This is a genomic window from Streptococcus porci DSM 23759 (assembly GCF_000423765.1).
GTDB lineage: Bacteria > Bacillota > Bacilli > Lactobacillales > Streptococcaceae > Streptococcus > Streptococcus porci.
The window spans coordinates 127,137-146,800 of record NZ_KE384090.1 but is presented as its reverse complement, the minus strand read 5'-3'; the positions used below and the strand labels follow the sequence as shown (position 1 = coordinate 146,800).

Here is a 19,664-nt window from a genome sequence, read left to right as displayed (position 1 = left end):
AGCATCATCGGAGGATTACCTATTTTTCTACCTGATTTATCATTGGCGGAATGCCCCTTAGTATCTTAAATTTATGTTAGTATCATATAAATGGCTAAAAGAATTGGTTGATGTCACTGTTCCATCAGCCGAATTAGCAGAAAAAATGTCGACGACAGGTATTGAAGTTGAGGGGGTAGAAACCCCAGCTCAAGGCTTGTCAAAATTGGTAGTTGGGCAGGTGATATCATGTGAAGATGTGCCTGACACTCACCTACACCTCTGCATGGTGGATACTGGTGACGAGGAGCCTCGTCAAATCGTCTGCGGTGCACCAAATGTAAGGGCAGGTATCAAAGTGATTGTGGCGCTTCCGGGTGCACGTATCGCTGATAATTACAAAATCAAAAAAGGCAAAATCCGTGGTATGGAGTCGCTAGGTATGATTTGCTCGCTCCAAGAGCTTGGTCTTTCTGACAGCATCATCCCAAAAGAGTTTTCAGATGGCATCCAAATCCTTCCTGAAAATGCAGTTCCTGGCGACAGCATTTTTCCCTACTTAGACCTTGATGATGAGATTATCGAGCTCTCAATTACACCAAACCGTGCTGACGCCTTATCGATGCGAGGTGTTGCTCACGAAGTGGCTGCTATCTATGGAAAAGAGGTGTCTTTCCCTGTTAAGACTCTTATTGAAAATAGCAAAGCTGCTAGCCAGTCTCTGTCAGTCGTGATTGAATCTGACAAGGTTGCTTATTATGGTAGCCGTGTGGTGGAAAATGTAACTATCGCGCCGTCTCCACAGTGGTTGCAAAACCTGCTCATGAATGCAGGTATCCGACCTATCAACAATGTTGTGGATGTCACCAACTATATCCTCTTGCTGTTCGGACAGCCCATGCACGCTTTTGACCGTGATAAGTTTGAGGCAAATACTATTGTAGCTCGAGATGCGCGTGCAGGTGAAAAATTGGTTACCCTTGATGGCGAAGAACGTGAACTGACAGAAGATGACATCGTTATCACCGTTAATGACAAACCAGTAGCTCTCGGTGGTGTCATGGGGGGGCAGTCAACAGAAATTGACAAGTCATCTAAAAACGTTGTTCTTGAAGCAGCGGTCTTTAATGGTAAATCAATCCGTAAGACATCAGGTCGTCTCAACCTGCGTTCGGAATCCTCATCGCGTTTTGAAAAGGGAATTAACCTTGATACTGTAACAGAGGCTCTTGATTTTGCGGCAGCTATGTTGCAAGACTTGGCAGGTGGTGAAGTCCTCTCAGGTCGTGTGGAAGCTGGTTATCTGGATACAACTCCAGTTGAGGTATCAACGACACTTGATTATGTCAATGTTCGTCTTGGTACTAATTTGACTTATGCTGATGTCGAAGAAGTTTTCGCCAAACTTGGTTTTGGTCTGACAGGTTCAGCCGATAAGTTTACGGTTTCCGTACCGCGTCGTCGTTGGGATATTTCGATCCAAGCTGATTTGGTTGAGGAAATTGCTCGTATCTATGGTTATGACAAATTGCCAACGACCCTTCCAGAAGCAGCAGGTACTGCCGGTGAATTGACTGAAACACAGAAACTTCGTCGTAAGGTTCGTACGATTGCAGAAGGAGCTGGTCTAACGGAAATTTTGTCTTACGCTTTGACAACGCCTGAAAAAGCTGTCGAGTTTACAGCTAAGAAAACAAAGGTGACAGAGCTTATGTGGCCGATGACTGTTGATCGCTCTGCCCTTCGCCAAAACGTGGTATCAGGCATGCTTGATACGGTAGCCTACAACGTCAACCGTAAAAATAGCAATGTAGCCATCTATGAAATTGGAAAGATCTTCCATCAAACTGGTGACCTAAAGACAGATTTACCTCAAGAGGTTAATACTTTTGCCTTTGCCATTTCTGGTTTGGTAGCTGAAAAAGATTTCCAGACACAAGCGACTCCAGTTGATTTTTTCTATGCAAAAGGGATTCTCGAAGTTCTCTTTGATAAGCTTGGGCTTGCAGTGGATTATGTAGCGGATAAAACACTTGATAGTATGCACCCAGGTCGTACAGCAGCTATTAAGCTTGATGGGAAAGTTCTTGGATTTGTGGGGCAAGTGCATCCGCAGACAGCTAAAGCTTATGGTATTCCTGAGACCTATGTTGCTGAATTGAACCTAGATACCATTGAAGCTGCGCTCCAACCCTCAGCTGTCTTTGAAGAAATCACGAGATTCCCAGCAGTTTCTCGTGACATTGCTCTGCTATTGGCCAAAGAAACTAGCCACAAAGACATCATGGATGCCATTCAATCTGCAGGTGTGAAGCGCTTGACTAGCGTCAAACTCTTTGATGTCTACGCAGGAAGCAACATCGAAGCTGGCAAGAAATCAATGGCATACAGCCTAACATTCCAAAATCCAGCTGATAGCCTGACAGACGAAGAAGTTGCAGGCTATATGGACAAAATCACCAAAGCCCTAACCGAAAAAGTCGGAGCAGAGGTGCGATAAGAGATGAAAAAATCCACTAAAACAGGTGGATTTTTTGTATAATGAAGGATAGAAGAATGTGAGGAAACTATGGATTTATCAGGTCAAAGGGAAAAAGAATTTAAAGCTTGGTGCCATCGGAAGAAGTCAAAGGATGGTTGGATAGCTGAAGATGCCAAGGCTAATTGGCTAAGTGGCAATAAACAATGGAACGATAGCAGTGATACAAAATTTAGCTCAATTAGAGAACTCTTGCTAGAGATAAAAATCCTTACAAGCAAGGAAAAAGAAAGGTTATCAATACTTCCAGAAAATTTATTTTCCTTGGAAAGAACTATCCTTTAACATTCCTCAGGAAAGTCAATCTTATTTAGATTTTGAAAAGCAGATGAAGATTGAGGAAAAGTATTTTAGGCAAGTGCTTCATGAGTGGATTGATACGATTAACGTTGAAGCAAGATGATTTTCGCACTCAAAAAGAGGCTGGGAAAATCCCAAAGCCTCGAATTTATTTTAGTGATAGACACTTGACGTAGTGTTCAATTGGTCATCTTTATCCCTTGCTAGGCAAGGGATGGCGCTAGCCTAATCAACTGTGTGGGGTCGGGATTTCTGTCCTACTCTTTTTTTATAGCCATTTGAATTAGCTTTGATTCATCGTCATTTTCGGCTTGCCCTATTCTAGTACTAGCTGCACCCCAGTTCCTTGTCTGAAAGCTAATTCATCCGACTATCTCTTATTTTTTAAACAATTTATCGTTTTTGTAGATTGGGTCAAAGGTGATATTAATGCCAAGTTTGCGGAAGACATTTTTGTCTTCTTCTGGCAGAGCAACGGTTGAGTGAACCTCGCTACCTTTGAGGTTGCCCAGTTCTTTCATAGCTTTATCAGCTTCCTGGCTATTCATAGCGGTGATAGCAAGGGCGATAAGGAGTTCATTGGAGTGGAGTCGAGGATTGCGGTTGCCAAGGTGATTGATTTTCAGGTTTTGGATTGGTTTAACGTATTCTGGCTCAATCAGGTTGGTTTCTTTATCAATGCCTGCTAGTGCTTTGATGCCGTTGATAATGACTGCGGCTGATGGTCCAAAAAGTTCAGAGGTTTTTCCTGTCACGATTTGTCCGTTTGGTAGCTCCAGAGCAAGGGCTGGTGCGCCAGTCACTTCGGCCTTTTCACGCGCAGCTTTTGTCACTGAACGGTCAAGCGGGGAAAGGCCCAGATCGTTCATCAGTAGTTCGATCTTTTTAACAGCCGTTTCAGTGACCCGCTCCGCTTTATACTCCACCAAGGTCTGGTAGTAGCGACGGATAATTTCTTGCTTAGAGGCCTCTCTGGCTGCTTCGTCGTCGATAATAGCAAAGCCGACCATGTTGACTCCCATGTCCGTAGGAGAAGCGTAAGGGGACTGCCCTAGGATTCGCTCCAACATGCGCTTAACAACAGGGAAAATTTCAATGTCGCGATTATAGTTGACCGTAGTTTTTCCGTAGGTTTCCAAATGGAATGGGTCAATCATGTTGACATCGTCGAGATCAGCGGTTGCTGCTTCATAAGCTAAGTTGACGGGATGATGAAGCGGCAAATTCCAAACTGGGAAGGTTTCAAATTTAGCATAGCCAGATTTGACGCCATTGATTTGGTCGTGGTAGAGTTGCGAGATGCAGGTTGCTAATTTACCTGAACCTGGGCCAGGAGCTGTCACCACAATCAGGTTACGACTGGTTTGGATGTAGTCATTTTTCCCCATACCTTCTGGAGAGATAATATGATCGATAGCTGTTGGATAGCCGGCGATTGGGTAGTGCAGGTAAGAAGTGATGCCATGCTTGTCTAGTTCCTTACGGAAAGCGTCGGCAGCAGGTTGTCCCGAATATTGGGTAATGACAACAGACCCAACGTAAATATCAAGGTCGTTGAATTTATCAATCAAACGAAAAACTTCTTGGTCGTAGGAAATGCCCAAATCGCCTCGAGCTTTTGAATGCTCAATATTGCTTGCATTGATGGCAATAACGATTTCAACCTGTTCACGGAGTTCATGGAGGAGCTTGATTTTATTGTCTGGTTCATAACCAGGGAGTACGCGGGCGGCGTGGAAATCTTCCAACATCTTTCCCCCAAACTCCATATAGAGTTTTCCATCAAACTGAGCAATTCGTTCCAAAATATGGTCACGTTGCAAATTCAAATAGTTTTCCGAGCTAAAAGCTTGTTTCATCGTCTGATTCCTTTTCTATGATTTTTAATTAGTTTTGTTTTTAACAGCAGCTGTCACAAAAGCCGTATAGAGTTCTTCGGCATGGTTTGGACGGCTGTGATACTCAGGGTGGTATTGAGCAGCTACAAAGAATTTTTTATCTGGGAGCTCAACAACTTCCATCAAGCGATTGTCAGGAGAGACACCAGAGAAGACAAATCCAGCGGCTTCAAATTGCTCACGGAATGCTGTGTTAAATTCGTAGCGGTGGCGGTGACGTCGTTGCACCACTTCTTGATTATGATAGGCAGCAGATGCTCGACTGCCAGCCTTGAGTTTACATGGGTAAAGTCCAAGGCGAAGCGTTCCTCCCATATCTTCAATATCAATCTGATCACGCATGATGTCAATGATAGGGTATTTGGTTTCTGGATCAAACTCAGCAGAGTTGGCCTCTTCCAAATGAAGAACGTGACGAGCAAACTCAACACAAGTCAATTGCATTCCCAGACAAACACCTAGCATTGGCACATCATTTTCACGCGCATAGCGAATAGCTTGAATCTTACCTTCTGTTCCACGTTGACCAAATCCACCAGGAACGATAATCCCTTGGGCTTGGCCAAGACGCTCCTCTACATTTTCAGCTGTTAAATCATTGGCATTGACCCAGTCCAATTCGATAGCAGCATCATTAGCATACCCGGAATGTTTCAAAGCTTCGACAACTGAAATATAGGCATCCTGAAGTTCAACATATTTACCAACTAGGGCAATTTTCACCGTTTTCTTCAAGTTCAATACCTTGTCTACCATTGCAGTCCACTCTGTCATATCTGCTGGTGGCACATCTAATTTCAAATGGTCGCAAACGATTTGATCCATATTTTGGGCTTGCATATTGAGTGGAATTTGATAAAGATGCTCAACATCCAATGATTCAATGACAGCTTCTGGAGCCACATCACAGAATTGAGCCAATTTATTTTTAATTCCTTGACCAGCTGGTTGCTCAGTACGAATCACCAACATATTTGGCTGAATCCCCAGACCACGCAGTTCTTTAACAGAATGCTGGGTTGGTTTTGTTTTCATTTCACCAGCCGCCTTAAGGTAGGGTAGAAGTGTCGTGTGGATATACATGACATTATCTGAACCCACATCCGCTTTCATCTGACGTAGTGCTTCAAGGAAAGGCAGACTTTCAATATCACCAACTGTACCACCTACTTCCGTGATGATGACATCCGCATCTGTAGTACGGGCAGCTCGTTTAATTTTATCTTTCAAAGCATCTGTAATATGTGGAATAACTTGAACAGTTGCGCCCAAATACTCACCTTTACGCTCTTTACGAAGGACTTCGCTATAAATTTTACCTGTTGTGACGTTTGAGTATTTATTGAGGTTGATATCAATAAAGCGTTCATAGTGACCAAGGTCCAAATCAGTTTCGGCACCGTCATCTGTTACGAATACTTCACCATGCTGGTAAGGACTCATGGTTCCTGGATCAATATTAATATATGGGTCAAATTTTTGGATGGTAACTTTCAATCCTCTGTTTTTCAAGAGGCGGCCCAAACTTGCTGCCACAATACCTTTACCAATTGATGACACGACGCCACCTGTTACAAAAATATATTTTGTCATGCAAACTCCCTTTCTACAAATCAGGCTAAATGAAAGATTCTGGGGATAGCATCTGACTAACCTGACGAAAAAACAAAAATAGCCCCCCAAGAGGGGAGCCTTCATTTGACCTCATAAAAGAGGTGCCCGAACAATAATGTATCAGATTTAGAAAAGTTTGTCAAGAAAGAGATGTGGCTTAGTTAAACCAACCGAGAAAGAAAATAAGGAAAAATAAATAAAACTTGGCTGATTTAAAGTCTCCCTTTATCTTCCTTGTGTAGTGACATGATTTAATCAAATGTATAATCTTTTGTTACTTCGATTGATTTGATTAAGATGTCTTCTTTTGGTTTGTCAGCTTCATTGGTTTCAACGGTTGCAATACTATCTACAACGTCCATACCCTTGATAACTTGACCGAAGACTGTGTAATTGCCATCGCCTCCCATGATATTTGGGAAACCGCCTTTTTTGTAAGCTTCGATGATTTTTTCTGGATAATAGTTTTTATCTAGAGAAGCTGAGACATCTTGGCTATTTTGCACGATAAAAAATTGGCTGCCATTGGTATCTGCGCCAGCATTTGCCATAGAAAGCGCGCCACGGATATTGTAGAGATAATCGGAAATCTCATTTTTAAAACCTAGTCCTTGGTCAATTTTGCTATCCTTGCCATTCCAAATGGATTGTCCGCCAGTTCCGTCCCCTTGAGGGTCACCAGATTGAATCATAAAATCGCTGATGACGCGGTGGAAGATAACTCCATCATAGTAGCCTTCTTTTGCATGGGTCAAGAAGTTTTCAACAGCCAAGGGAGCTTGTTCTGGAAAAAGTTTGATAGTGATGTCACCTTTGCTGGTGTGCATGATAACAGAAGCTTCGTTTTTAGCAACTTCAGTGGAGAGTTGAGGGAAGATTGTATCAGCTTGGTTGAGCTTTTGAATACGTTCTTCAGCTTTTTTAGAAGCAAGCTTCGCATCTACATAATCATCTCCCTTGATGGCACGATCCAGTTGCTGGCATCCAGAAAGGACTGTCACCGACGCTAGCGCTAATAATGACAATTTAAAAAATGGTTTCATAACGACTCCTTAAATGTAAAAGTACTACCATTTTACCACAAAAATGGTGGAATAAACTTAACTGATAAGAGTTTGTAGATTTATGTTATAATGATAAAAAACTCTGAAGGAGAATGCTATGAAAACAAGAGAAGAGTGGTGCCAAATCTTTGAGATGGTAGTCGGTCGTGTACCAACGGAGGTAGAACTCTTGGCGGCTGAAGAAAGTCGTTTTAATCCCAAAGCCATATTGCCAATCTCTGAAGGCAGAGTTTTTAAAGAGGCTGAAGAAGAGCTAACCCAAGTTATAGCCGAAGAAACAGCCAATGCTCAGTTTCTAGAGAATAAGGAGCCTAATGAAAAAAGCACCTCTAGTATGGAAAGCACAGATGACCTGACATCTAGAAAAAGTAAAGAGATAAAAGCCGTCCCGATAGTGTCTTTTGTGATATCTGGATTGACCATATTGTTGAGTCTCCTTGTAAAATCACCGCTGGTACTTTTGCTTTTGTCTTTACTGTCTCTGACTTTTGGGATTATCAGTCTAACTATTAACTTGAAAAAGTCACAGAAAGTTCTTTCTTGGATTGCTCTGCCCTTATCCATAGGTGCCCTTGCGGTAGCAGGAAGTGTAGGTATCTATTATGCGACTTTTGACAGGGTCGCAAGTATCGTAAGAAACGTTGACCGAAGCAATAATGGATTTGATCAAGATATGTGGAAAGACGATTGGGAAGACTGGCCGGAAGATGTGGAGATTTATGTAGATGAACAGGCTCCTTTTCGTTGGACCGAGGCACGATTCAGAAGTCTTAAGTTTGGAAATCTAAACACGGGAACTGAGGGAATGATTTTAGATGAGCTTATTCAAGTTTATGGAAAAGCTAATGAAGCTAGTGTTTCCGATGGTTATCTGGATTTGACTTATATCGGAAAAGCAGATGAAGATTATGTCACACTTTATTTTGAGCAGGATGAGTTAGGAAATTGGATTTTGAGCTCTGGTTCAATGTCTTTGGGCTCCATGGATTTAAAAACACAACCCGAAGAGTCTTATCAGTCCACTTGGACAGAAGAAGCATTTGACAAATTGATTGAGGCGGATTATGATAAACCAGAATTAGGAAGTTCCTGGAATGATATTCATAAAAATTTTGGGAACCCTACCTCTGGGGAGTATCTGCTGAGCAATTTTGGAGATGGATTTGAGATGAATCTAGATCTTTACTATACAGATCAGTCTCCTGACTCAGGCAAATTATCGGATGTCAATTTGTATTTTTCGGAAAAAAACGGAAATTACTTTTTGACCTATAAGTTTTATGAATAATTTAAAGGTAGAGAAAGGATTTATAAGAATGAATCCCTTCTCTACTTTTTTACTGCTTGTGAGTTTTATAGGAAGAGATGTCACACAAATGCCCAAATCGATAGAAAAATGGTATAATGGTGTCATGTCAAATACTCGAAAAAATTCAAAAAAACGCTCAACCAAGCGTCAGACTAAGGCAGATAACGAGAAAAAGCAGGCAACTCAGCGATTGATAACGGCTATTATTGTTGTCCTTTTTTCTATTTTCGCGGTCTTTCGGATTGGTATCTTTGGTGTTACTCTTTATAACATGACCCGATTTTTGGTAGGAAGTCTGGCCTATCCCCTTCTTCTTTTTACGCTGATTTACTTGATTGGCTTTAAGTTTCTTCATAAGATTGAAGGGTTAATTGGCGGCTTTGTCATTTTTATGATTGGACTTTTGATGGAATGGCACGCCTGGCTTTTTACCATGAAAGCTTTTGCTGGTAAGGCTGTTTTCTCGACAACGATTGGTCTTTTAATCAAGGATTTGTCGGCTTTTGAGGTCAAGCATTTTGTCGGTGGTGGCATGCTGGGGGCTATTTTTTATGCACCAGTATCTTTCCTTGTGACCAATATAGGGGCCTTTATGATTGGAACCCTCTTTATCCTTTTGGGACTTTTCTTGATGAGCCCTTGGGATGTTCATGACCTGTCTCGCTTTTCTGCGCAAGCTTTTGACAAATGGCAGAGCCAAGCAGAATTACGACGTCAGGAGCGTTTTGTCCGTAAGGAAGAAGAACGTCAGCAAAAAGAGGCTGCCGCCCAAGAACAAGCTCGTCTTGAAGAGGAAGCTCGTCTGGCAGAATTAGCCTACGATGAGGAAACTGGGGAGATTTTAGAACCATCTTTTGAGCAGGACTCCAACTTTGAGCCTGAAATTTTAGGCTATCAGATTGATGATATTGCCGATGATGATTACGTCTATGATGTGGATCATTTGTTGGATGAGCAACCACAGGAAGCACCAGTGATGCCAGTGTCTGAGTCAGAGAATGATGACCTTGTAGCAGTTGACTTTTCTCCTAAAAAAGCAGCCTTGCTTTACAAGTTGCCCTCCATTGATCTCTTTGCCCCTGATAAGCCTAAAAATCAGTCTAAAGAGAAAACGATTGTTCGACAAAATATCAAGATTTTGGAAGATACCTTTAGGAGTTTTGGTATTGAAGTCAAGGTGGAACGTGCAGAAATTGGGCCATCAGTCACCCGGTATGAACTCAAGCCTGCTGTTGGTGTTCGTGTCAATCGTATTTCTAATCTGGCAGATGACCTAGCGCTGGCTCTTGCGGCTAAGGATGTTCGCATTGAAGCGCCAATCCCTGGAAAGTCCCTAGTCGGTATTGAAGTGCCAAATTCTGAAATTGCGACTGTTTCCTTCCGCGAACTTTGGGAGCAATCAGACACCACACCTGAAAATCTCTTGGAAATTCCGCTAGGAAAAGCTGTCAACGGGACAGCAAAATCTTTTGACTTAGCTAAAATGCCTCACCTATTAGTAGCAGGTTCGACAGGTTCAGGGAAGTCTGTTGCGGTCAATGGCATCATCTCCTCTATCCTCATGAAGGCAAGACCGGACGAGGTTAAGTTCATGATGATTGATCCCAAGATGGTAGAATTATCAGTCTATAATGATATTCCTCACTTGCTGATTCCCGTTGTGACCAATCCACGCAAGGCTAGCAAAGCGCTGCAAAAAGTGGTTCAGGAAATGGAAAATCGCTACGAGCTCTTTAGTCAGGTCGGCGTGCGCAACATCGCAGGCTACAATGCAAAAGTTGCTGATTATAACGCAAGCTCTCAGGAAAAACAAGTTCCTCTGCCCCTTATCGTGGTTATCGTGGACGAGCTGGCAGATCTCATGATGGTCGCCAGCAAGGAAGTGGAAGATGCCATTATTCGCTTGGGGCAAAAAGCGCGTGCCGCAGGTATTCACATGATTTTAGCTACCCAGCGTCCCTCGGTTGATGTTATCTCTGGTCTGATTAAGGCAAACGTTCCTTCACGGGTTGCCTTTGCAGTGGCGTCTGGAACAGACTCTCGAACTATTTTAGGTGAAAATGGTGCTGAAAAACTTCTAGGCCGAGGCGACATGCTCTTTCACCCAATAGGAGAGTCAGCGCCAATTCGTCTCCAAGGTTCCTTTATTTCTGATGATGACGTGGAGCGAATCGTTGCTTTTGTTAAAAACCAAGCAGAGGCTGACTATGATGAGTCCTTTGATCCAGGAGAGGTGTCTGAGATAGACGGTGGTTTGGACGCTGATGGCGGAGCTTCTGAGGGAGATCCCCTCTTTGATCAGGCTAGAGCTTTAGTTCTAGAAACCCAAAAAGCTTCTGCCTCCATGCTACAAAGGCGTCTCCAAGTTGGCTTTAACCGTGCTACTCGGCTCATGGAAGAATTAGAAGAAGCAGGCGTTATCGGACCAGCCGAAGGAACTAAGCCTAGAAAGGTCTTAGAACAATGAATTTAGAAACGACACACCATATCGCTATCATCGGAAGCGACTATGAGAAAACCCGTCACTTTTATATCAATTGCCTAGGCTTTGAGCAATTAGACGAGCACATTCGTCCTGAGAAAAATGACATTCTGTTCAATGTTCAAAAGGGGCAAATCCGACTGGAAATATTCATCAAGCCTGATGCCCCGAAACGACCAGTTATGCCAAATCCAGAGTATACAGGTCTCCGTCACCTAGCCTTTAAGGTTGATGACGTCGAAGTTTGTTTGAAAGAATTTGATGAGCTTGGTATCCCACACGAGGGGCTACGATATGATGATTTTGACGGAAAGAAGATGGCTTTTTTCTTCGATCCGGATGGGCAACCGCTAGAAATTCACGAATAAAAAAATCTGTTCAGAGATTAATCTGGACAGATTTTTTAGAAAGCAAAGACTGCGATAACCACAGCAAGGTAGAAAAAGAAGGAAAAAATAAAGCTGAGACGCCAAAAGATTTTGAAGAAACGCCTATAAGTGAACCCCTGCCCATTTTTCCGAAAAAGCCAAATAGCAGCGCCTATGGCTAAGATACTCAGCACAATCAGGTAGTGCGGGAGAAAGGAGTGGACGAAAAACTTCTGAGAAACGATGATAATCTCAAGAATAAAGACTGGTAGCGCCAAGTCTGCAAAGTTGATTTTATAGCGTTCAAGACCAAAGATTTTTACCAAAGAAAAGCCAAATAAGGGGGTTAAAAAAAGAAAGGAGGCAGCTAAAATTTTATAGAACATCATGTCTCTATTGTACCTTGAATACTTGAACTTGTAAAATATTTTTTTGCTTCAGCAACAGGAGAAATTTTAATTAGAAATATTCTAAAAAGCTTGCATTCTATTTTCTAAAGTGCTATAATGCAGTTAAGAAATAAGAACTGAATATGAACAAGCGGTAAATCGTGAGATTTATGCAGCCGGGTCTTCGAGTGTGAAGACAGCAGATTACCATGTCTATAATATAGAGTGCGTACCTGTGAGACAGTACAAAAACTGTCCACAAGTGCGCACTTTTTGTATTGTTTAAGCCCAAGCCCAGCCCATACCAGAGATATTTCCTACTATAAATTCTATTTAAAAAGGAGGCAATCTTATGATTGACTATATTAAAAGCAAAAGGACAGCCCAGTTTGTGATTCTTGGGACCGTCATGATGATTCTAGGTCTTATAAGCCAGAATCCGGCGCCACTTTTAGGTAAAGTTTTCCACTATTTGGCGGTTTTCTTCTTGGGGTATTATGCTTCGAAAAAAGCGGTGCATGATTCCATACGAGAAAAATCTCCAAACGTAGATTTGTTGATGATTCTAGCAGCACTAGGTGCTTTGATTATACAAGAGGAAAGTGAAGCGGCTATCCTGCTCTTTATCTTTGCGACAGCAGAGGTTCTGGAAGCTTATGCTACTGAAAAATCAACATCAGCCATCTCCAGCCTGATGTCACAAGTTCCTGAAACTGCGCAGCTATTAAAAGCAGACGGTCAAACGGTAGAAGTAGCGACTAGTGATTTGAATGTGGGAGATGTGATTGTAGTTGCCAAAGGAAATCAAATTCCTATCGATAGCCTAGCCATGACTATCACCACGGTTAATGAGATGGCTTTGACAGGTGAGTCTATTCCTGTCGATAAAAAAGTTGGAGATGAAGTCTTTGCAGGAACTCTCAATGAGGGGCACGCTGTCAAACTACAAGTCAATAAAAGGAGTAATGAGACTGTTTTTTCAAATATTATCCGTATGGTTGAGCAAGCGCAAAGTCAACCTTCAAAAATTGGTGCGACTATCGATCATTTTGAACGTTACTATGTGATGGGTGTTCTAATCGCTGTTCCTCTCTTTATCCTAGCTCTGTATTATCTTCAAGCTCTCTCCTTCCATCAGGCCTTTTACCGTGGGATGGTCTTGCTTACTGTGGCTAGTCCATGTGCCTTGGTCGCTTCCGTGACACCCGCCACACTTAGCGCTATCAGTAAAGGTGCTCGTATCGGGGTTCTCATTAAGGGGGGAACGGCTTTGGAAAATCTAGCTAGTGTTGATTTGATTTATTCTGACAAGACGGGAACATTGACTTACGGTGATTTCCAAGTGATTGACTGGCAACTTCCAAAAGATATCTTACCAGTAGTTATTGCAATGGAGCAGACCTCTCATCATCCGATTGCACAGGCTATTGTCAAACATTTCCCTGATGTTGATTTAACCAGTCTAAGCCCTGATGTGCAGGTGCAAGAGGAAGCGGGAATGGGGCTGGTTTATGGAGATATCCGAGTCGGAAAGCCTGGGGCTTTTACAAATTACAAGGATCCAAATGCTTATACAGACAGTCTCTCAGCCGGTCAAACCACAGTCATCGTTTCAAAAGGTGACACTGTGGTGGGTTACTTGACCTTGGCCGATCAGGTTCGACAAGAGTCGGCACAAGCTGTTCAAGATTTTCAAAAGGAAAATGTTGCTGTTATGATGTTGACTGGAGATAATGAGGCTGTAGCTGAGCGTGTGGCAAAAATAGTCGGCGTTCAAAGTTTTAAAGCAAATTGTTTACCTCAGGATAAAATCCAAGAAGTTCAAGCCAGCCAAGCGGCCGGTCACAGTGTCGCCATGATTGGAGATGGTATTAATGATGCTCCTGCCCTAGCCAATGCTAATGTTGGCATTGCCATGGGTTCTGGCTCAGCCATTGCCATGGAATCCGCAGATTTGGTTATGGTGCAAAATAACTTCGCTAAGCTTTTCCAAGTATATCAACTGAGCCACAGACTAAATAAAATCGTTTGGCAAAATCTTTTCTTCTCAGTGGGCGTCATTATTGTTTTAGTTAGTTTGAATATGCTAGGTTTGCTAGATTTGACAAAAGGGGTTATTTTCCATGAAACCTCTACCATTCTGGTGATTCTTAACGGACTTCGATTGCTCAAATAAAGGATTTTCATTTGGATAAAAGCCGCGACAAACGCATGAATAAATCTTTGTTTTATCAGATAGCTTTTTCAAATTTTAACATCATTGCCATGAAAACACATGACATAATGAAAACACCGTGAAAATATTCTGAAAAAATCGTACAACTAGAAAACAGTTACATGCATTTTCTTCATATCATCGACGTGGCTAGAAGACCATATTACTTGAAAAAAGTGGAAAGGAATGGTACAATTGCTGAGATATATAAATATCAAATTTGGTTATGTGGTTTTTCACAGAGGAAAAGAACAAAAGCCTAGTAGATGACTGAACGTCAAAACATCCTCTACAATTTGACGAGGGGGTTTCTCTTAAAGGTAACAGTAGTGCTTTTCCCTTGAGTTCTAACATAGCTATTCAAATTTTTCAGGAGGCATTCGATGCGCAAAATCAAGAAAAAATCATTTGATTGGTACGGAATGAAACAACACTTTTCAATCCGTAAATATCATTTTGGTGCAGCTAGTGTATTGCTAGGTATGTCGCTAGCCGTGGGTGCTGGTGCGCAAACTGCTCAAGCAGAAACAACCACTGCAACACCAGAAACAACAGAAGCAACAACACTAGCTTCATCAACAGAGGTTGCTCCGTCAACAACTACTGAAGCAGCAGCGACAGAAGCTACGACAACAACTACTGAAGCAGCAGCGACAGAAGCAGCAACTACAGAACGTACAGCGACTATTGAATATACCGTTGAGTACCAAGATGAATCAGGGAAAGTTGTATCATCAACTGTCAAGTCAGTTGAAACGAAAACAACAGATACAATTGCTATTGCAATCGTTACTGAGTCAGCAATAGTACCTGAAGGTTATGAACTAGCTGCGAATGAATTGGCAACAGCTACCACAGGAGTTATAGAAGCTGGTCATTCAAAAGTTGTCTTCAAAGTTGTGAAAAAAGTAGCAGCAGATACAGCAAGTACAACGACATCATCTAGTACAACAGAAGCGCCGGCAAAAACGACACCTGCTACCACTTCGACTGTAGCAGCACCGACAACTGTAGCAGAAGCAAAAGTCATTCTTGAGCAAAATATTTCAGAAGCTCAAGTCTTGTCAGATGAGGCAAACCGACTTTACACCGCTTCACCAGAAGGCGATGAAGCCTTGAAAATAGCAGCAGTAGCAACAAAATTGGTTGCTACAGAAGCAACAGCGACATTTAACAATGCGCTTGCAACACTTGACGAAGTTAACGCACAAATCAATGCAGTTCGTACAAACGTAGAAGCTCTAGTCTTAGAATTACGTAAGTATTATCCAGATGGTGAAATCACTGCAGTATTGGATACCGCTACTGGAACTCCAGCTGCAACGACAATCGAAACTACAAACCCAGCATCTGTCTCTTATGCACAACACGGTGTTTGGGAAATCCCAGATCCAGTTAAGGCTGCTAACTCAAATCTTACATCTGTTGAGAAAGAAGCAACAATTACAGTAGTTGAAAAGAATTATCCTGCAGGCTATATTGGAGACCAAGATGCCAACCGTGATACTTTCTTGCTTTTTAATTTCGACACTGTCGGTGGCTATGGAGATGGTAATAACTTTAATGATTGGGCGGGTCATAACTACTATATGACTTTCTCAGTGTCAACTGATTCAACTGAACGTGCGGCATCTGACGTTGTTTATGCTAAGTTGGTTGAGAAAACAATGAACGGTGATAGAGTTGTTAAAACTGTTGAACTACAGCCTAATGTCAAAACTGTGGTTGATGAGTTGAACGTTCTAGAGAATTACCAAACTCATAGAGTAAAATATGATTTTACTTACATTGTTTCAGAGGGTAATGGTGCCACAACTCGCCAACTTTCAATTACGAATTCAAATGGTGCCAACTGGAATACTGCAGTTTATAACAAACTAGATCAGACAAGAGTAAATGTAAACACGAATTCTTTTTCAACAGCTGTTCCGGGTGGTACAACCCAAACAACATCATATTATGTAAAAGAAAATGCAGCGACTGGTCGCCTTCGTGAGTTGTTAGCACGTTACACTCAAGATAGTGGTTTAGTCGGAGATGCTTTTCATATTGCTGGTGCTATCGATTTTGATAATTATGAATTAATTGAGTCAGAATTACCTAAGGTAGTAAGTGGTACATTAGCTAGCGACTATAAAGTTGGTACGCAATATGCTGTTTTCCGTGGAAATTGGAACGAGGCACGCTTGTACACCATTACAGATATTAATGGTGCGTTGCAAATGCAAGTCTATATGCTAGATCCAAGCAATCCAGACTGGGCTAATTTTTACAAAACTAAAATGAATAGTGGAACGGTCTCTGACTTGGATGATTACTTTACGTTGATGTTCACTACTGAAGAAATGCAACCAGGAGGAACATACAATACTAAGCCAGGAACGTTCACATCTAAATTTTACGACGCCAATAAACTTGTTCTTGAAGGAAAACAGGTTCAGGTTCTTGATTCCAATGGTGATGTACTTGGAACATTAAATGATGCCAAAACGTCTTACACCACTGCTACTGGTCAAATTGTAAATGTAAAAAGTGTGACAGATACTATGGTGACTGACGAAGATGGTACCGTTCATACTATTAACACAAAAAAAATCTATAAAACGGATGCAGCTGGTAATTACGTTGATGCAAACGGAAGTGTCATTACTCCGATTCAGTGGAACGTTGATGCTCCATATAGAAATGGAAAAATAGCAGATGGCTATGGAACAGACCGTAAATTCGATACTGATAGCGTAACTGTTTCTACAGGACCTCTAGATGCGACAAATACGAATGCTCTTTGGAAATTTGGATGGAACTACCACACACCAGATATCCCTGATGATGATGGTATTTGGGATCTTGGCGGGTTAGAGATGACATTATCCAACTCTAATGCTAAGAATGAACAACATGCTCGTTACTACTACACTGAAAAAGGTGGCGTTGATGTTTACTACGTAGACACAGAAGGTAACATCCTTAAGGATATGGTGACTGTAGTTGGACATGGTGACACAGGTTCAGAATACAATACCGCAGCCGTACGTGATAACAGCATCGTAGCAGCAGATGGTACCGTATACTACTACAAAGAAATTGATACTACAGCAAAAAATCTCCACCCTGTTGTAGATGACAAGACGGATACAGATTACCGTTCAAATGAAAAAATTGACGCAGAAAAAGGTACCATTAAGTCTGATACAGTTAAACAATTAACTTATGTTTACGAAAAAGCTGGTAATGTTAATATCAACTATGTAGACACAGAAGGTACCCCACTTCAAGCCTCAGTCGCAGATGTAACAGACGGTAAACCAGGTTCAGACTATAACACAGCTCAAGAAGGTGAAAAACCAGAAATCATCAAGACTAAAGACGGTAAGACTTACAAACTTGCTCCGGCAAATACTTACAACGTTGGTACCGTTTCAGATGATAGCAACTTGACAGCAGTTGGCAACGGTAAAGCCACAGGTATCGACGACGTAACAGGTACAGTCGAGTCAGGTGTTACTAAAGAAATCACTTATGTCTACAAAGAAGTAAAAGGTAACGTTATCGTTCACTACGTTGATACTGAAGGTAATCCAATCTCAGGTACAACAGATGACGGCAAACAAACTGCAAGCACAGTAACAGATACACCAGAAAGCTCAACAGGCACTAAGTACGACACAACAGACCTCCGTCCAAATACTATCACAACAGCAGACGGTAAGATCTACAAACGTGTTCCAGCAGCAACAATCGGTAAAGAAGATGGTGAGGTTGTAGAAGGTACGACAGAAGTCACTTATGTCTATGAGTTACTTCAAGGTGATGTTATCGTTCACTATGTGGACACAGAAGGTAACACCATTGCAGATGATGTGACAGACCAAACTATCACAGATACAGGTACAGACTACGACACAAGAGAGAACAAACCAGAGAAAATCGTTAATGACAAAACTGGCGATGTTTACTACATCTTGCCAAAAGATGAAGTCAAAGCAGGCGATAAAGAGACTGGTAAAGTTGTAGAAGGTACGACAGAAGTTACATACATCTACCAAAAAGCTGGTAGCGTTAATGTTAACTATGTCGATACAGAAGGTAATGTTCTTAAAGATCCAGTTGCAGACGTGACAGATGGTAAACCAGGTTCAGACTACAACACAGCTGAAGGTACTGAAAAACCAACAACAATCACAACAGCAGACGGTAAAGTATATGCTCTTGTTCCAGCAGGTGACTACCCAGTTGGTACAGTAGCAGCAGATAGCAACTTGGCTTCAGGCGCAACTCCAACAGGTACTGTTGAGGCAGGCGTAACTAAAGAAGTTACTTATGTTTACCAAGAAGTGAAAGGTGATGTTATTGTTGAGTACTACGATACAGAAGGCAACCAAATTGCCAAAACAGTCGTAGACGAAGACGATAAGTCTGTTGGTACTGTCTACAACACAGATGAAGATAACCGTCCAGAAACTATCACAACAGCAGACGGTACAGTTTACTACTACAAAGAAGTGAAAGATACTTCTGCACCAACAACTGGTAAAGTAGCAGAAACAACAACAACTGTTCAGTATGTCTACGAAAAAGCTGGTTCAGTCAACGTTAACTATGTTGATACAGAAGGTAACCCAATTCAAGCACCAGTAGCTGACGAAACAAACGAGAAAGCTGGTACTGAGTACACTACAGCTGATAACAAGCCAACAACTATCACAACAGCAGATGGTAAGACTTATCGTCTAGTTGAAGCAGGTACTTACAACGTTGGTACAGTTTCAGATGATAACAACTTGACAGCAGTTGGTAACGGTAAAGCAACAGGTATCGATGCTACGACTGGTACAGTTGAAGCTGGTACAACGAAAGAAATCACTTACGTTTACGAAGAAGTGAAAGGTAACGTTGTTGTTAACTACATCACAACTGACGGTACAGTGATCAAGCAACCAGTTGAAGACACACCAACATCATCAACAGGTACACCGTACGACACAACAGACAACAAACCAACAACAATCACAACAGCAGACGGTAAGACATACCGTATCGTACCAGTTCTTACAAAAGGTTCAGAAACAGGTAAGGTTGTAGAAGGTACAACATCAATCACTTACGTATACGAAGAAGTGAAAGGTGACGTTGTAGTTGAGTATTACGATACAGAAGGTAACTTGATTTCAGGTCTATCTGACTCAGGTGAAGCTGTAGATACTAAAGAAGTTGATACCCCATCAACATCAACAGGTACAGCATACAACACTGATGAAGACCACAAACCAAACACTATCACAACAGCAGACGGTACAGTTTACTACTACAAAGAAGTGAAAGACACTTCAGCTTCAACAACAGGTAAAGTTGTAGAAGGCACAACAACTGTTCAATATGTTTACGAAAAAGCTGGAAATGTTATCGTTCACTACATCACAGAAGATGGAACAGTGATCAAGGCTACTGTAACAGATGAAGAAAACGCTAAACCAGGTAAGTCTTATGACACAACAGATAACAAACCA

At 41.8% G+C, this 19,664-nt stretch carries 11 protein-coding genes; 7 read left to right on the top strand and 4 right to left on the bottom strand.

Going from position 1 to position 19,664, the window contains the following annotated elements; translation table 11 throughout:
- Positions 1 to 73 precede the first annotated feature (73 nt).
- Positions 74 to 2,479 carry a phenylalanine--tRNA ligase subunit beta gene (gene pheT, locus G576_RS0111675; protein ID WP_027974756.1) on the top strand — a complete coding sequence of 802 codons (2,406 nt, stop codon included), beginning with the start codon at positions 74 to 76 and terminating at the stop codon, positions 2,477 to 2,479.
- A gap of 69 nt (positions 2,480 to 2,548) precedes the next feature.
- Positions 2,549 to 2,803, top strand: a complete 255-nt coding sequence (locus G576_RS0111670; protein WP_027974755.1) for a hypothetical protein — start codon at positions 2,549 to 2,551, stop codon at positions 2,801 to 2,803.
- A 392-nt stretch (positions 2,804 to 3,195) separates the two neighbouring features.
- On the opposite strand, the gene G576_RS0111665 is transcribed toward G576_RS0111670, so the two are convergent.
- From G576_RS0111665 to G576_RS0111655, 3 genes are all read right to left on the bottom strand, one after another.
- Positions 3,196 to 4,677 (bottom strand): DUF1846 domain-containing protein, encoded by a 1,482-nt coding sequence (locus G576_RS0111665; protein WP_027974754.1) that lies wholly within the window; start codon positions 4,675 to 4,677, stop codon positions 3,196 to 3,198.
- A 24-nt stretch (positions 4,678 to 4,701) separates the two neighbouring features.
- Positions 4,702 to 6,309, bottom strand: a complete 1,608-nt coding sequence (locus G576_RS0111660) for a CTP synthase (protein ID WP_027974753.1) — start codon at positions 6,307 to 6,309, stop codon at positions 4,702 to 4,704.
- Positions 6,310 to 6,581: 272 nt separating this feature from the next.
- Entirely contained in the window at positions 6,582 to 7,373 is a 792-nt protein-coding gene (locus G576_RS0111655; protein ID WP_027974752.1) for a peptidylprolyl isomerase, read from the bottom strand.
- 118 nt (positions 7,374 to 7,491) lie between these two features.
- On the opposite strand from G576_RS0111655, the gene G576_RS0111650 reads away from it, so the two are divergent.
- From G576_RS0111650 to gloA2, 3 genes are all read left to right on the top strand, one after another.
- Positions 7,492 to 8,682 (top strand): hypothetical protein, encoded by a 1,191-nt coding sequence (locus G576_RS0111650; RefSeq protein ID WP_027974751.1) that lies wholly within the window; start codon positions 7,492 to 7,494, stop codon positions 8,680 to 8,682.
- Positions 8,683 to 8,806: 124 nt separating this feature from the next.
- Positions 8,807 to 11,170 carry a DNA translocase FtsK gene (locus G576_RS0111645; RefSeq protein WP_027974750.1) on the top strand — a complete coding sequence of 788 codons (2,364 nt, stop codon included), beginning with the start codon at positions 8,807 to 8,809 and terminating at the stop codon, positions 11,168 to 11,170.
- A complete protein-coding gene (gene gloA2 / locus G576_RS0111640) occupies positions 11,167 to 11,553 on the top strand; it encodes an SMU1112c/YaeR family gloxylase I-like metalloprotein (protein ID WP_027974749.1) in 387 nt (128 codons plus the stop codon). Before G576_RS0111645 ends, gloA2 begins: the two co-directional genes overlap by 4 nt.
- Positions 11,554 to 11,588: 35 nt before the next feature.
- Here the strand turns inward: gloA2 and G576_RS0111635 are convergent, their stop codons facing one another.
- Entirely contained in the window at positions 11,589 to 11,942 is a 354-nt protein-coding gene (locus G576_RS0111635; protein WP_027974748.1) for a DUF3397 domain-containing protein, read from the bottom strand.
- 352 nt (positions 11,943 to 12,294) lie between these two features.
- On the opposite strand from G576_RS0111635, the gene G576_RS0111630 reads away from it, so the two are divergent.
- Entirely contained in the window at positions 12,295 to 14,118 is a 1,824-nt protein-coding gene (locus G576_RS0111630) for a heavy metal translocating P-type ATPase (protein WP_027974747.1), read from the top strand.
- A gap of 422 nt (positions 14,119 to 14,540) precedes the next feature.
- Positions 14,541 to 19,664: MucBP domain-containing protein (locus tag G576_RS13085; RefSeq protein ID WP_051178130.1), on the top strand; the 5,124-nt coding region annotated here is incomplete at its 3' end.

Bases quoted from the DNA above. Each gene is read 5' to 3' on its own strand.
- gloA2 (WP_027974749.1), top strand. From the start codon at position 11,167: ATGAATTTAGAAACGACACACCATATCGCTATCATCGGAAGCGACTAT.
- pheT (WP_027974756.1), top strand. From the start codon at position 74: ATGTTAGTATCATATAAATGGCTAAAAGAATTGGTTGATGTCACTGTT.
- G576_RS0111655 (WP_027974752.1), bottom strand. From the start codon at position 7,373: ATGAAACCATTTTTTAAATTGTCATTATTAGCGCTAGCGTCGGTGACA.
- G576_RS0111630 (WP_027974747.1), top strand. From the start codon at position 12,295: ATGATTGACTATATTAAAAGCAAAAGGACAGCCCAGTTTGTGATTCTT.
- G576_RS0111665 (WP_027974754.1), bottom strand. From the start codon at position 4,677: ATGAAACAAGCTTTTAGCTCGGAAAACTATTTGAATTTGCAACGTGAC.
- G576_RS0111670 (WP_027974755.1), top strand. From the start codon at position 2,549: ATGGATTTATCAGGTCAAAGGGAAAAAGAATTTAAAGCTTGGTGCCAT.
- G576_RS0111660 (WP_027974753.1), bottom strand. From the start codon at position 6,309: ATGACAAAATATATTTTTGTAACAGGTGGCGTCGTGTCATCAATTGGT.
- G576_RS0111635 (WP_027974748.1), bottom strand. From the start codon at position 11,942: ATGATGTTCTATAAAATTTTAGCTGCCTCCTTTCTTTTTTTAACCCCC.
- G576_RS0111650 (WP_027974751.1), top strand. From the start codon at position 7,492: ATGAAAACAAGAGAAGAGTGGTGCCAAATCTTTGAGATGGTAGTCGGT.
- G576_RS0111645 (WP_027974750.1), top strand. From the start codon at position 8,807: ATGTCAAATACTCGAAAAAATTCAAAAAAACGCTCAACCAAGCGTCAG.